General features: G+C 69.0%; 11 protein-coding genes. 4 read left to right on the forward strand and 7 right to left on the reverse strand.

Features of this window, described 5'->3' with window-relative positions:
- Positions 1-317: 317 nt before the first annotated feature.
- Positions 318-518, reverse strand: coding sequence for a YgaP family membrane protein (locus tag F1193_RS14705; RefSeq protein WP_150098556.1), 201 nt, complete (start codon positions 516-518; stop codon positions 318-320).
- A gap of 456 nt (positions 519-974) precedes the next feature.
- Here F1193_RS14705 and F1193_RS14710 point away from each other — a divergent pair, with 456 nt between their 5' ends.
- The 4 genes from F1193_RS14710 (at position 975) to F1193_RS14725 (ending at position 3,763) form a co-directional block, all read left to right on the forward strand.
- Entirely contained in the window at positions 975-1,514 is a 540-nt protein-coding gene (locus F1193_RS14710; protein WP_150098557.1) for a DUF134 domain-containing protein, read from the forward strand.
- Positions 1,501-2,034 carry a ubiquinol-cytochrome c reductase iron-sulfur subunit gene (gene petA, locus F1193_RS14715; protein WP_150098558.1) on the forward strand — a complete coding sequence of 178 codons (534 nt, stop codon included), beginning with the start codon at positions 1,501-1,503 and terminating at the stop codon, positions 2,032-2,034. The genes F1193_RS14710 and petA overlap by 14 nt, the downstream gene beginning before the upstream one ends.
- Before the next feature lie 72 nt (positions 2,035-2,106).
- Positions 2,107-2,469 (forward strand): NifB/NifX family molybdenum-iron cluster-binding protein, encoded by a 363-nt coding sequence (locus tag F1193_RS14720; RefSeq protein ID WP_150098559.1) that lies wholly within the window; start codon positions 2,107-2,109, stop codon positions 2,467-2,469.
- Positions 2,470-2,956: 487 nt separating this feature from the next.
- Entirely contained in the window at positions 2,957-3,763 is an 807-nt protein-coding gene (locus tag F1193_RS14725) for a TOBE domain-containing protein (RefSeq protein ID WP_150098560.1), read from the forward strand.
- A gap of 253 nt (positions 3,764-4,016) precedes the next feature.
- On the opposite strand, the gene F1193_RS14730 is transcribed toward F1193_RS14725, so the two are convergent.
- The 6 genes from F1193_RS14730 to F1193_RS14755 all read right to left on the reverse strand — a co-directional run bounded on the left by F1193_RS14730 (position 4,017) and on the right by F1193_RS14755 (position 13,785).
- The gene (locus tag F1193_RS14730) at positions 4,017-6,110 is read right to left on the reverse strand and encodes a TonB-dependent receptor (RefSeq protein WP_246164436.1); all 2,094 of its coding nucleotides are present in this window, start codon (positions 6,108-6,110) and stop codon (positions 4,017-4,019) included.
- Positions 6,111-6,244: 134 nt separating this feature from the next.
- Positions 6,245-7,711, reverse strand: a complete 1,467-nt coding sequence (locus tag F1193_RS14735; protein ID WP_150098562.1) for an ABC transporter substrate-binding protein — start codon at positions 7,709-7,711, stop codon at positions 6,245-6,247.
- A gap of 578 nt (positions 7,712-8,289) precedes the next feature.
- A complete protein-coding gene (locus tag F1193_RS14740; protein WP_150098563.1) occupies positions 8,290-10,443 on the reverse strand; it encodes a transglycosylase domain-containing protein in 2,154 nt (717 codons plus the stop codon).
- 339 nt (positions 10,444-10,782) lie between these two features.
- Positions 10,783-11,514: an ABC transporter ATP-binding protein gene (locus F1193_RS14745; RefSeq protein WP_150098564.1), complete on the reverse strand. Its 732-nt coding sequence runs from the start codon at positions 11,512-11,514 to the stop codon at positions 10,783-10,785.
- On the reverse strand, positions 11,514-12,752 hold the full coding sequence (locus tag F1193_RS14750; protein WP_150098565.1) for an ABC transporter permease: 1,239 nt from the start codon (positions 12,750-12,752) through the stop codon (positions 11,514-11,516). Before F1193_RS14750 ends, F1193_RS14745 begins: the two co-directional genes overlap by 1 nt.
- 13 nt (positions 12,753-12,765) lie before the next feature.
- Positions 12,766-13,785, reverse strand: a complete 1,020-nt coding sequence (locus F1193_RS14755) for an efflux RND transporter periplasmic adaptor subunit (RefSeq protein WP_150098566.1) — start codon at positions 13,783-13,785, stop codon at positions 12,766-12,768.
- Between the last annotated feature and the right edge of the window lie 53 nt (positions 13,786-13,838).

Here is a 13,838-nt window from a genome sequence, read left to right on the forward strand (position 1 = left end):
GATTCGCAACCAACTGGAAACAAGCAGAATCAATGCCGTGCACCTCTTCAAGCACAATCCGTGCCGGACAGCCGTGGAGCAGCCCCGGTCATCGCCGGGCTTGGCCCGGCGATCCCGACACCTTGATCATCCCGCCTGCCGTCCTCTTGTCCGGCGCCGCCGCAGTCCGATCGAGATCGCCGGGCCAAGCCCGGCGATGACCGCGGTGAGAGCGCGCCCGCATCTCATGTCAGGCTGCATGGATCGGAGGCTGTCGGCCCGGCCGCTGGCGACGAGATTCGACGCAGACACGCTCAGCGCGGACTGGTGTGCGCCGGTCAGAACGCCGCGCCCGGCGCCACGCCAAGCCGCTTCAGCACGATGGCGAGCGGGCAGAAGCCGGTGAAGGACGACTGCAGCAGGTTGAAGCCGACGAAGGCGGTGAGCAGCAGCCACCACGGGCTGACCAACTGGGCCAAAGCCAAGCTCAGCAGGATCATCGTGCCTGCGAACGCCATCACAAATCGATCGAGCGTCATATGTCGTGCCTTTCGTCGCTGCTGGTTTGGCGGATGCCGCGGTCGCGGGCGTCGCGCGCATGATGGCGTGCCGTCTCCGTGTGCGCATCGCCTGTTCTCCCGCGCACGCGAGCCCCGACAGGCGGGGACGCAAACAGCTCGAGACGACAGCACCTCAAGACGGCAACACCTCAAAGTGACAAGCCCGCGGATGCCCGCCGGTTAATATGCCAATATTAGAATATTTTGATCGACGGTCAATCGCCTGCGTGCACCTTGCCCGCATCCGGCGGGCGGCCGCGCTCTTGGCGGCGGTGCTCTTGGCGGCGGTGCTCTCTTGGCGGCCGGCGGTCCGGCGACGACGCAGCGTTGCGGCTGGGGCCGGGGCGCCATGCGGTTCGCACCCTTGTTGGGACGGGCGCGCTGCCTATATTGAGCATACGTTCATAACTAGAAATGGGCAAAGGCGGCGTCGAGATGTCTCGTCCGCGCAAGATGCGGGTCATCCGCGAAGCGGCGTCCATCCGTGTGTTCAAGCCGCAGGGCATCCCGCTGCGCGAGCTGCAGGACGTGGTGCTGACGGAAGACGGGATGGAGGCGCTGCGCCTCGCCGACGCCGAGGGCCTGGAGCACGCCGCGGCGGCCGAACTGATGGGCGTGTCGCGGCCGACCTTCTCGCGCCTCTTGGCCGAGGCGCGCACCACGGTGGCGACTGCGCTCGCCCGCGGCTGGGCGGTCCGCATCGAGGGCGGCGCGGTGCGCCGGCCCGAGGAGGACGAGATCGCCGCCACCGGCTGTCCGATGCAGGGCCTGCGCCGCCGGCGCGGCCATTGCGGACGCTGGCGGACGCCGGAGGGGACAACCCCGGCCTTCGCCGCAATCGCCGCCGTCGAAGACGCCGAAGACGCGGAAAAGGTTTCGCCCGATCGGATTTTGCCAAGTTCAGCGGCCCGGAACACGTCCGGCTCGCCGCTGTCTTCGAACCAACAGAAGGATCCCCCCAATGACGACAGATGAGGTTGCCCACACCACCCGGCGCGACATCCTGCAGCTTGGCACGGCGGCGGTGGCCGCGGCCGGCGTCGCCGCCGTCGCGTGGCCGTTCATCGATCAGATGAACCCGGATGCCGCCACCATCGCCTCGGGCGGGCCGATCGAGCTCGATCTGGCGCCGATCGCCGAAGGCCAGATCGTGCGCATCTTCTGGCGCGGCAAGCCGATCTTCGTGCGCCACCGTACGCCCGACGAGATCGCGGCGGCCGAAAACGTCGACGTGGCGGCGCTGATGGACCCGCAGCCCGATTCTGCCCGGGTGAAGCCCGGCATGGCGCAGTGGCTGGTGGTCTATGCCAGCTGCACCCACCTCGGCTGCATTCCGCTCGGCCACCAGGGCGATTGGAACGGCTGGTTCTGCCCGTGCCACGGCTCGGCTTACGACACCTCCGGGCGCGTGCGCAAAGGCCCGGCGCCGACCAACCTGCCGATCCCGCCCTACCAGTTCGCCGGCGACACCAAGCTCGTTGTCGGCATGGCGTGAGCGCCGAGCCCGAAGGGCGGCCGCGCCGCCCTTCGCTACACACCAACCGACCCGCACCCTGAGGACACCTGCATGCGTATCGCCGTCGCCAGCCAGAACTTCCGCACCGTGACCCCGCACGCCGGCAAGACCCGGCGCTTCCTCGTGTTCGAGGTCGAGGCCGGGACGCCGCCGCGCGAGGTCGAACGGCTGGACCTGCCGAAGGACATGTCGATCCACGAATACCGCGGCACCGACCCGCATCCGCTCTATTCGATGCGGGCGGTGATCGCCGCCAGCGCCGGGCCGGGCTTCGTGGCGCGGCTGGCCTCGGTGGGGGTGGCGGCGATCGCCACCAGCGAGACCGACCCGGTCGCCGCGGTCGAGAAGTTCCTCGCCGGCACCCTGCCGCAGGCGGCCGAGCACGAGGACGACTGCGACTGCAACTGCCATTGATAGGGTTTCCGGCTGATTTCTTCGGGATGCCGGAAACGATCTCGCCGAAAAATCCTTGATCGGATAAGGATTTTTCGGTGATCGGGCGGGGTTGGCCCGGACACTTTCTATTTAGGCGGGGCGGCGGGGCGGCATCGCCTCCCCCGATCACGATGTGATGACCGGCAGGCCGCCGGATTTGCCCGCGCTGGCCAATTCCGGCCTGATGGACCTATAGAGAACCCGGCTGATCAGTTCGGCCTCTTCCTTCCCTCTCCCCTTGCGGGAGAGGGGGGGGCGAGATCGAGCGATAGCGAGGTCGAGCCGGGTGAGGGGTCGATACGGCGCATGATGGGAAAGTCACCCCTCACCCGCCTCGCGATCTGACGATCGCTCGGCACCCTCTCCCGCAAGGGGAGAGGGAAAGAGGCGGCGGTCGTCCGGCCACCATTCCGAGCTGATCAACCGGAAACCATATGATCGGATCGCGTGCGAAGGCCGGCCAGGAATGACGGACTCCAAGACGGACTCCAAGATCGACGCCCTGCTGGCGCTGCGCAGCGAGGGACGGCTGCTGGTCGGACGCGACCGCATCCTGCTGCTCGAAGCGGTGGCCGAGCACGGCAGCATCACCAAGGCCGCCGAGGCGGTCGGCTTCAGCTACAAGACCGCCTGGGACGCCGTGACCGCCATCAACAACCTGCTGCCGACCCCGGCCTTCGTCACCAAGGCCGGCGGGCGCAAGGGCGGCGGCGCCGAGATCACCGAGGAGGGCCGGCGGCTGATCGTGGCGTTCCGCCGCCTGGAGGAGAAGCTCGGGCAGATCTCGGCCACCATCGCCGAGGAGGGGCTGCGCAATCTCGACGACCTCTTGCTGTGGGGCCTGGCGGTGAAGGTGAGCGCCCGCAACGCGTTGCGCTGCGAGGTCAGCGAGGTCCGCAAGGGGCCGGTGTCGGTGGTGGTCAAGCTCAAGGTCTCGGCCGCCAATTCCATCACCGCGGTGGTGACCAATGGCGCCGCCGCCGATCTCAGGCTCGAACCGGGCCGGCAGGCCATGGCGCTGGTGAAATCGTCGTCTGTGATGCTGGCGCCGGCCGACGCGCCGCCGGCGCTGTCGGTGCGCAACCGCATCCAGGGCACGGTGGCCCGCCGCATCGACAGCGACATCGGCGCCGAGATCGACATCGACATCGGCGAAGGCAAGACCATCGTGTCGGTGGTGACGCGCGAGGGCGCCGACACCGCCGGCGCCCAGGTCGGCCAGCCGATCTGCGCGCTGTTCAAGGCCACCCACGTCATCCTCGCCGCGGGTTGATGCGCCGGGGCGAGCCGCAACGCCCCGACGCACCGCCGGGAAGCTTTATACCAACTGCCGTCGAGCATGACCCGCCGTCGTCATGGCCGGGCTTGTCCCGGCCATCCACGTCTTTGTTTTCAAAGACATTTTAAGTCGTGGATGCCCGCAACAAGTGCGGGCATGACGAGTCATGGGCTGCGACCGTTGGTATAAGCTCTTGAGTTGTCGCATTCTCTTTCGCAAAACCGGTATCCACTTTTACGAGAATGCTCTAGAACGTCGCCTTCAGCGACGCATAGAAGCTGCGGCCGGCCTCGGGATAGCCGTCGCTCAGATAGTATTCCTCGTCGAACAGGTTGCGGACGCCGGCCGCCACCATGAAGTTCTTGTTGATGGTGTATTCGGCCCGCATGTTGAAGATCGCATAGGCCCCCGTCACGTAATAATAGGTGACCTTGTTCTTCACATAGGACGTCCAGCGGTCGTCGGCGAATTCGAAGGCCGGGATCAGCTTGAAGTTCTCGGTCGGCTGCCACGTGGCGAACAGCATGCCCTTGACCTCGGGAACGCCGGACGGCTGGAACGTCGTATCGTTGGGATTGGTGACCTCGCGATGCACCCAGCTCACATTGCCGCCCACCGCCCATTCCGAATTGATCGCCAGATCGATCGAGCCTTCGGCGCCGAAGAAGTACCCGTCGCCGACATTCTGCGACTGGTTCAATGACGTCGCCTTGTGGGTGATGGGATTGATGTAGACGATCGGCACCGACTGGATCATGTCGGTGACGTCGCTGTAGAAGCCCGTGATCGAGACTTGGCTCTTCGCCGCGAATGCGTTGCTCCAGCCGACCTGATAGTTGACGGCCCGCTCCGGCTGGAGATTGGGATTGGAGGTGGCGCCGCCGAACCGCGAGGAGAACCGTTCGAACAGCGTCGGAAAGCGCGTGCGGTCGGAGATGTTGGCGAACAGCCGCGCGGTGTCGCTGTAGCGCCAGATCAACGCGCCCTGATAGTTGACCGCATCGCTGTCGCTCAGCGGATAATTGATGATGCCGTTGAAGCCGTCCCGCGTGGTGAAGTCCTCGGCTTCCGACAGGTGGCGCCAGTCGTAGCTGATGCCCTGCACGAAATCGACGCGCGGCGTGACATGGATGGTGTTTTCGAGCGCCAGCGAATAGGTGTCCTCGACCGTCGTCTGCTTGGGCTCGGTCATGCAGACCTCGTTCACGGTGCAGCCATTGGAAACGCCAAGCAGATCCTGCCATTCGGTATGGTTGTCGCGACGGAAGATGAAGGCCGCCTTCAGGCTGTCGATCGTGCCGAAATCGGTGCCGAACTCGGCGCTGGCGCCGGCCGCCCAGTCCTCGTAATAGCTGCGCGAGGATTTGTCGGACTGCGCCGGGTTGTTGTATATATCGAGCGCATTCTGGAATGTATTGTAATAGGCCTTCGTCTTCAGATACGACGCTTCCCCGATCTTGGTGTCCGACAGCCAATAGAGGTTCTGGACGTCCCACCACGGCCACGACCAGTAGCGCTGGCTCTCGATCGGATCTTGGACGTGGTAGGGCGCACCCTTCGAGCCGGACTGCTTGATGAAGTTGAGCGAATACTCGTCGGTGGCGTTCGGCGTGTAGGCGGCCTTGAGGTTGACGTTCCAGTCGGTGACGTCGGAATGGTCGCGCAGGCCGCCATTCTCCACCACGGTGGGGGTGAAGCCCTCCGGCAGCATCCAGCCGCGCAGATCGCGATAGGTGCCGCTGGCCTGGACGTAACCCTTGTCCATGCGCGAGCCGCCTCGCAAGTAGTTCAACGTCCCTTCATAGGTTCCGTCCGTGCCGAATTCCGCCTGGGTGCGGCCCTCGGCCTCGAATTCCTTGGTCGGACGGTAGCTGACGAGGTTGATCGCGCCGCCCATGCCGCCCGGACCGTCGAGCACCGACACGTAGCCTTTGGCGACCTGCACCGCGGCGATGTCCGGCGTCAGAAAGCGCCCGAAGTCGAGGCGGTTGTCATAGGGCAGGTAGATTCGCACGCCATCGATCGACAGCGGCACCTGCCAGCGGTCGAAGCCGCGGACATAGACAAGCTGTTCGTTGCGCGATCCGCCGGAGTTCGAGCTTGAAACGCCGGGGACCAGGTTGAGCGCCCGGTCGAGCGTGTCGGTGGAGAACTTCTCCATCTGCCGGCCGGAGAGAACGCTGCCGCCGAAACTGTCGCTCTCCTGCGTGTCCCCGGTGGGAGCGGTGACGTGGATTTCGCCGAGCGAGAAGACGCCGTCGTCGTCATCCTCGGCCCAGGCCGATCCACTTGCGGCCACCCCCATGGTTCCGGCCACCGCCGCCCCCGCCGCGATCGCCATAACCCGCCGTCCTAGACGCATGGTTCAAGCCCCCTCATAATCCCTGACTGACTTCTCGGCGCGCGCAGGCACGCCACCCCCCTGGCCTTGCGAGACTTTTCGCAACGCCGTCCCGACTTCCGCGGAGAAACGCTTTAGGGCGCCGCGGCGATGCGCTTCGCCGTCGCCAGCGCGCGCTGGTGCGCCGTATCGATCGCCGCCGTCCACTCCGCGGCGAGCGCGTCGCGTGCGGCCTTGTCCTTGATGCCGGCGAGCCATGCGCGGTCGGCGGCCATGGCGGCGGTGACCGGGACGGCGCCGGCGAGCCGGCGGGCCTCGGCGAGCTCGGCGGCGAGCGCCGGGTTGGCGGCAGCTTTCGCCTCGGCCTGGCGGATGGCGGCCCAGAGGGCGCTGAGCGCCGCGTGCCGGCTGGCGATCGCCGCGTCGAACAGGGCGACCACCACGCCGCGCCGCAGCCGGCCGAGCCCGCCATCATAGGCGAAGGTGACGTCGGCCTCCGGCGTGAACGGGTTGCCGAACGCCGGCTGGGCCTTGGCGTAGGCGTCGGGCCGCACGGGGTGGCGGCGGATCGCCGGGTCGAGCAGCATCTCCTGGCCCGGCTGCGACAGCAGGAAGGCCGCGAAGGCCGAGGCGGCCTTGGCGTGGGGCGCGGCCGCGGTCACCGCCAGGTGCGCCGGCAGGAAGGCGGTGCGCGTCGGATAGAGGAAGGCGACCGGCGCGCGGCCATAGGCGCTGGCGGACATCGGGTAGAAGTCGATGGTGAGGCCGATGGCGACCTCGCCCTGGGCGGCCGTGTCGCTCGGGCCGCTGCCGGTCTCGATCAGCCGGGCATTGGCGGCCATCTCCGACAGCAGCGCCCAGCCGCGCTCCCAGCCCTCCGACTGCAGGATGATGTCGTAGAGCGTCGAGGCGAAGCCGACGGCGGATGGCACCGGCATGCCGACGAGGCCGGCGAAGCGCGGATCGGCCAGCTCGCGCCAGGCCTTCGGCACCGCCAGGGCGCGCTGGCGCAGCGCCTCGGCATTGTAGGCGAGGCCATAGCCCGCCACCTCGTAGGCCTCGTAGAAGCCGGCGGGATCGGAGATCGGCTGGCGGCCGATCTTCCCCGGCAGGACGGCGCGGTCGACCGAGAGGGTGCGGAAGGCGCCGCGCTCGCGCAGCGCCGGGAAGTTTTCGAGCGAGGGCCCCCAATAGACGTCGATGCCGCCCTGGCCGGGCTTGGCGAGATCGTCGAACGCCTCGCGCCCGCCCTTCCAGACCAGCTCGACCTGGATGCCGGGATGGGCGGTCTCGAACGCCTTCACCACCGGCGAGACGACGTCGTCATGGTAGCCGGTGAGGACGACGACGGTCTCCTTCGCGCCCGCCGTGGATTTGGCCTCCTCGGCCGCGGCCGGCGATGATAGGAGGAGAGCGCCGAGCAGGGCCGCCGCGACGCCGCGAAGCCCGGCCGCGGCGATGCCGCGCGAGACGTTGCCGCGTGAGGCGATGCCGCGTGAGGCGATGCCGCGTGAGACGTTACCGCGCGCGGTGCGGGCGGGCGAGGCGACGGCGGGCGCGCCGCGGGAACAGGCTTGTTCCGTTATGTAAATTTTTTCCATAACGGTGATATTGCGGCAACAACTGCCCTGTTCAAGCCTTAATTTGCCGCACCTTCCGCACAGGAATTTGGCATATTGCGCAATATATTCGCATTATCAGCCGCCTTTGGGGAAATTCTACCCTCCCGGCGGCTGACGACGAGGGGGGGGAGAGATCGTCGTCCCGGACGGCGCGCAGCGCCGAGCCGAGACCGTCTTCAGGAAGGGGGGCCTTTTGCGGATGACGGCCCCGGGTCTCGCGGTGCTCGCCCGGGGCGACAAAGAGGGGGAGAGATCGTCGTCCCGGACGGCGCGCAGCGCCAAGCCGGGACCGTCTTCAGGAAGGGGTGCCTTTTTGCGGATGACGGCCCCGGGTCTCGCGTTGCTCGCCCGGGGCGACAAAGAGGGGGAGAGATCGTCGTCCCGGACGGCGCGCAGCGCCGAGCCGGGACCGTGCTCAGGAAAGGGTGCCTTTTTGCGGATGACGGCCCCGGGTCTCGCGGTGCTCGCCCGGGGCGACGACCTTCACACGCTCGCCCGGGGCGACAAAGGGGGGGGGAGCGCGCTGCCCGCGACGATGCCGGCGGGGCACGGCGGCTCTACCGGCCGCGGCCGAACAGCCGGTCGAGGAACCAGGAATCGAGGCTCGGCTGATCGTCGGCGCGGCCGGCGGGCGGCACCGTCCGGCCGGTGTCGCGGTCGAAGGGCGTGCGCAGCTCGGGCTCGGACCAGCGGAAGTTCGGATCGCGCAGGCCGCCCGGCAGGTCGGTGGGGGCGAAGTCGCGGTGGGCCTCGCGCATCAGCCGGCCCCAGATCTCGGCCGGCAGGCCGCCGCCGATCACCTTCTTCATCGACGCGGAATCGTCGTTGCCGAGCCACACCCCGGCCACCAGCCGGCCGGTGAAGCCGACGAACCAGGCGTCCTTGAAGTCCTGGGTGGTGCCGGTCTTGCCCGCCGCCTGCCAGCCGGGGATCTGCGCCTTCCTGCCGGAGCCTGAGAGGATCACCTCCTCCAGCATGGCGTTCATCATCGCCACGTGCGCCGGCGCCACCACCCGGCCGCGCGGATCGGCGCGGCGGACATAGAGCGGCTTGCCGGTGGCCGCGCGCACCTGCTCGACGATCACCGGCCGCGCCGGCAGGCCGCCATTGGCGAAGGGCGCATAGGCCGAGACCAGCTCGACCAGCGTCACCTCGGAGGTGCCGAGCGCGATCGAGGCGTTGGGCTCGATCTTGGCGGTGATGCCGAGCCGGCGGGCGGTGTCGGCCACCGCGCGCGGCCCGACCTCCAGCGCCAGCCGCACCGCCACCGTGTTGATGGAGTGGGCGAGCGCGGTGGTGAGGCTCACCGGCCCGCGATAGTCGCGGCCATAGTTCTCCGGCTTCCAGCCCTTGACCTGGATCGGCGCATCGTCGCGGATCGAATCGGGGGTGAGGCCGCGCTCCAGCGCCGTCAGATAGACGAAGGGCTTGAACGCCGAGCCGGGCTGGCGGCGGGCGGTGACGGCGCGATTGTACTGGCTGTCGGCGTAATTGCGGCCGCCGACCAGCGCGCGCACCGCGCCGTCCGGGCTCATCGCCACCACCGCCCCCTGGCCGATGTCGAGCTTGGCGCCGTCGCGCGAGAGCGCCTCGGTCAGCGCGCGCTCGGCCAGATGCTGCAGCACGGGATCGATGGTGGTGACCACCGTGACGTCGTCCTCGACATGACCGACGAGGTCGTCGAGCACGTCCATCACATAGTCGGCGACATAGCCGATCGAGCCGGCATCCTGGCGCTGCACCACCTCGGCCGGGCGGGCCAGCGCCACCGCCGCGCTCTGGCGGGTGATGAACCCCTCCTCGGCCATCGCCGCCAGCACCAAGGCGGCCCGCTTGCGGGCGGCGCTGAGGTGGCGGGTCGGCGCAAGGCGGGCCGGCGATTTCACGAGGCCGGCCAGCATCGCCGACTCGGCCAGGGTGAGCTGGCGCGCCGGCTTGCCGAAATAGCGCTGGGCTGCCGCCTCGACGCCATAGGCGCCGGCGCCGAAATAGACGCGGTTGAGATAGAGTTCGAGGATCTGGTCCTTGCTGAATTTGTGCTCCAGCCACAGCGCCAGCACCAGCTCCTGCAGCTTGCGCGAGACCGTGCGCTCCTGGGTCAGGAACAGGTTCTTGGCGAGCTGCTGGGTCAGGGTCGAGCCGCCCTGGGAGACGCCGCGGCGCAGCACGTTGGCGAGCGCGGCACGGGCGATGCCGGCGGGATCGACGCCCCAATGGGCGCGGAAGCGCTTGTCCTCGATGGCGATGAAGGCGTGCGGCAGATAGGGCGGCAGCGCCTTCAGCGGCACCGCGGCGCCGCCCATCTCGCCGCGGGTTGCGAGCGGCTTGCCGTCGATGCCGGCGATCTGGATGGTCGGCGGGCGCTTGGGCACGTCGAGCGACTGGATCGGCGGCAGGTGCGCCGCCTGCCAGACGATGAGCGCCAGCCCCGCCACCCCGGCCCAGATGGCGATGACGACGCCCCAATAGACCATGCGGCCGAGAAATCCCAAGACCCCGCGGCGCTTGCGGCGCGGCGGCGCCGCGCGCCCGGCCGGCGCGTGGCCGCCGGAGGGCGCCTTGCCGCCGGAGGTCGGCTTGCGGGGCCGCTTGGCCCCGGCCGGGCCGCCCGGCCGGTCGGCGGGGTCGAGGCGCAAATCGAGCGTGCCGCGCGGCCGGCTGTCGCCGCCTGACGCGCGGCGCTCGCCCCGCGTGCGCTCCTTCACCGCCATGCCGGACCCGTCCCGCCGCGCCGACGCGGCGCCCTCGGCCTGAAGGATGTGCGCAGCCCGGTTAAGGCCCGGTTAGGGATAGCGGGGCGCACCGCCCCTTCCCTCTCCCCTTGCGGGAGAGGGTGGCGAGACCGAGCGAAGCGAGGCCGAGCCGGGTGAGGGGTAGAAATTGCGGATGCCGAAGGAATTACCCCTCACCCGCCTCGCGATCTGATGATCGCTCGGCACCCTCTCCCGCAAGGGGAGAGGGAAGAAGCGCCACCCTCTCCCACACGAGCCTGCGGCCGGGCAGGCGCAAGCGCGGCCCAGGTGGGAGAGGGCCGAAAGGGGCCGAGGCGGTCACCTGGTCGCCGCGGGACGCGTTTGCTCGTCGGCCGTGATGCGGCCGTCGACGATCTGGATGCGGCGGTCCATGCGGGCGGCGAGCTCCATCGAGTGGGTCACCGCCACCACCGTCTTGCCGCGCTCGTCCACCAGCGCGCGCAGGATCGCGAACACCTGCTCGCTCGATCTGGTGTCGAGCGAGCCGGTCGGCTCGTCGGCGAGGATCACCGGCGGATCGTTGGCCAGTGCGCGGGCCACCGCGACGCGCTGGCGCTGGCCGCCGGACATCTGGTCGGGCCGTTTGCCGGCGTGCTCGGCGAGGCCGAGGGAGGCGAGAATCTCGTCGGCGCGGGCGCGCATCTCGGCCTCGGACAGCCGACCCAGCGCGCGCATCGGCAGCATCACGTTCTCGCGCGCGGTGAACTCCGGCAGCAGGAAGTGGAACTGGAACACGAAGCCGAGCCCTTCGAGCCGGATGCGGGCGCGCTCGTCCTCGCTGATGGTGGCGGTGGGGCGGCCGAGCACCCGCACCTCGCCGGTGGTCGGCAGGTCGAGCAGGCCCAAAAGATAAAGCAGCGACGACTTGCCCGAGCCGGACGGGCCGGTGATGGCGACGAACTCGCGCGGCCGGATGGCGAGGTCGATGTCGCGCACCAGCGTCACCGGCACGGCCTCGTCCAGCACGCGGCTGACGTTCACCGCCTCGATCAGCGGCGCCTCGGCGGCAGCGGCAGCCGGCGCCGCCATCACGCCGCGCCCCGGATGATCTCGACCGGGTGGACGCGCGCGGCCTTCCTGGCCGGGAAGTAGCCGGCGATGCCGGAGGAGAGGAGCGCCACCCCGGTGGCGATGAGATAATGGTTTACCGAATAGAGCAGCGGGATGCGCGTCATGTCGGTGAAGGCCGAGAACTCGAACTCGAACGAGCCGAGGAACAGGCACAGCGCATAGCCCAGCACGCAGCCGAAGACGGAGCCGACCAGGCCGATGGTCAGCGCCTCGACGACGAAGATGCGCCGCACCGTCACCTCGCGAAAGCCCAGCGACTTCATGATGGCAATGTCGCGCGCCTTCTCGTGGGTGATGGTGGAGATGATGTTGTAGGTGCCGAAGCTCGCCACCAGCAGGATGGCGCCGACCACCGTGGTCATGATGATGTTGCGCACCTGGAAGGCCGACAGCAGCTCCTCCTGCGCCTCCATCCACGCCACCGCCTGATAGTTGGTCTCGCGGACGATGCGGTCGGCGACGTCCTTGGCGATCATCGGATCGTCGAGCCGGATGCGGATCTCGTTGATGATGCCGGTCTGGGCCTGCAGAATCTGCGCGGTCTTGATCAGGGTATAGGCGGTGGTCTCGTCGGCGGTGCGCACGCCGATGTGCGAGATGCCGACCACCTCCGCCGTCATCTGGCCGCCGGTGGTGGTGGTGAGCGAGATGGTCGAGCCGATGCGCGCGCCGATCTTGGTGGCGAGGCGCGAGCCCAGGATGATGGCGTTGGTGGCGCGGTAGAGCGAGACCAGCGAGCCCTGGCGCATCTTGGTGGCGAGCGTGGAGATCTTCGGCTCGCGCATCGGATCGATGCCGTTGACGGTCACCGACACGTCGCGCCCGGCGTAGCGGATGATGGCGCGGGTGATGACGCCGGGGCCGATCTCGCCCGGCACCCAGGTCTCCAGCGCCGCCATGGTGGCCAGCGGATTCTTGATGCCGAGCCGGCGGGTCTCCGGCGTCAGGCCGTGGATGGCGGCGGCGTCATAGGCGCGCTCGGCCGGCTGCACCGGCGGCGCCGGCCGCTCGTCGGAAATGGCGATGTGCGGCATGGCGTCGACCAGCTTGTTGATGAAGTCGACCTGCGAGCCCTGCATCAAAGCGGCCATCATGATCGAGAAGCCGACCCCGGTGGCGACGCCGAAGATCGCCACCAGCGTCTGGCGCGCCCGCGCCCGCACATGGGTGAAGGCGATGTCGAGCACGAGGCTCATTGGGCGGCCCCGGTCATTTCGCCGGCTCCTGCGGCTTCTCGCTCGCCCGCACCCGCCCGCCGGCGAAGCGCGAGGGCACCGGCGACACCACGCGATCGCCCTCCGTGATGCCCGACACGATCTCGACGGCGCGGGTGCCCTTGATGCCGGTCTCGACCTTGCGGCGCACGGCGACACCGTTCTCGACCACGAACACCGCGCCGCCGACGATCGCCTCCGTCGGCACCAGCAGCGCGTTCGCCTTCTCCTGCGCCACGATATTGGCCTCGACGCTCATGCCGATCTTGAGCGGCGTGTTTTCGGGCAGGCCGACATAGACGCGGAAGGTCTTGGCCACCGGGTCGCCGGCCGGGGTGATGTCGTCGACCTTGCCCTCGAGCGTGCGCTCCGGGAAGGCGTCGGCGCGGATCAGCGTCACCTGCCCGCGCTTCACCCGCGGAATGTCCTCCTCATTGACCTCGGCGACGAGGCGCAGCGGGTGCGGCTGACCGACGCGGTAAAGCACGGTGTTGGTGTCCACCACCTCGCCGACCTCGCCGTCCTCGCGCAGCACGGTGCCGTCCATCGGCGACACCAGCCGATAATTCTCGATGCGCTCGCCCTGGGCGGCGATCAGCGCCTCGATCTGGCGCAGCTCGGTCTGGGCGCGCTCCAGCGCCTGCGGCGAGGCGACGCCGTGCGACCTGAGTTCGAGCTGGCGGTCGAGCTCGCGCTGGGCCTGGTCGCGCCGCGCGATCAGCTCGCGCTGGGTGTGGCGGGCCTCCCTGTCGTCGAGGCGGGCCAGCACCTGCCCCGCCTTCACCTCGCTGCCCTCGCAGCGGCAGCGCTCGATGATGCGCCCGCGCACGATGGGGCCGACCTTGGCCCACAGCACCGGCTCGACCGAGCCGGTGGCGTAGACGATCTCCGCCGCCGTGCCGCGGGAGGGCGCCACCACCGTCACCTCGGGGCCGCGGCCGACCCGCCACCACCACACGCCGGCGGCGAGCGCGCCGATCACCAGGAGCACGAGCACGGGACGGAGACGAATCATGACAACGCTCGAACCTGGTGGACGCGACGCGGCCGCGGCAAGGCGGCAGTTCA

Source organism: Blastochloris sulfoviridis (assembly GCF_008630065.1).
In the GTDB taxonomy this organism is placed as follows: Bacteria; Pseudomonadota; Alphaproteobacteria; order Rhizobiales; family Xanthobacteraceae; genus Blastochloris; species Blastochloris sulfoviridis.

Bases quoted from the DNA above. Each gene is read 5' to 3' on its own strand.
- F1193_RS14705 (WP_150098556.1), bottom strand. From the start codon at position 518: ATGACGCTCGATCGATTTGTGATGGCGTTCGCAGGCACGATGATCCTG.
- F1193_RS14710 (WP_150098557.1), top strand. From the start codon at position 975: ATGTCTCGTCCGCGCAAGATGCGGGTCATCCGCGAAGCGGCGTCCATC.
- petA (WP_150098558.1), top strand. From the start codon at position 1,501: ATGACGACAGATGAGGTTGCCCACACCACCCGGCGCGACATCCTGCAG.
- F1193_RS14720 (WP_150098559.1), top strand. From the start codon at position 2,107: ATGCGTATCGCCGTCGCCAGCCAGAACTTCCGCACCGTGACCCCGCAC.
- F1193_RS14725 (WP_150098560.1), top strand. From the start codon at position 2,957: ATGACGGACTCCAAGACGGACTCCAAGATCGACGCCCTGCTGGCGCTG.
- F1193_RS14730 (WP_246164436.1), bottom strand. From the start codon at position 6,110: ATGGCGATCGCGGCGGGGGCGGCGGTGGCCGGAACCATGGGGGTGGCC.
- F1193_RS14735 (WP_150098562.1), bottom strand. From the start codon at position 7,711: ATGGAAAAAATTTACATAACGGAACAAGCCTGTTCCCGCGGCGCGCCC.
- F1193_RS14740 (WP_150098563.1), bottom strand. From the start codon at position 10,443: ATGGCGGTGAAGGAGCGCACGCGGGGCGAGCGCCGCGCGTCAGGCGGC.
- F1193_RS14745 (WP_150098564.1), bottom strand. From the start codon at position 11,514: ATGGCGGCGCCGGCTGCCGCTGCCGCCGAGGCGCCGCTGATCGAGGCG.
- F1193_RS14750 (WP_150098565.1), bottom strand. From the start codon at position 12,752: ATGAGCCTCGTGCTCGACATCGCCTTCACCCATGTGCGGGCGCGGGCG.
- F1193_RS14755 (WP_150098566.1), bottom strand. From the start codon at position 13,785: ATGATTCGTCTCCGTCCCGTGCTCGTGCTCCTGGTGATCGGCGCGCTC.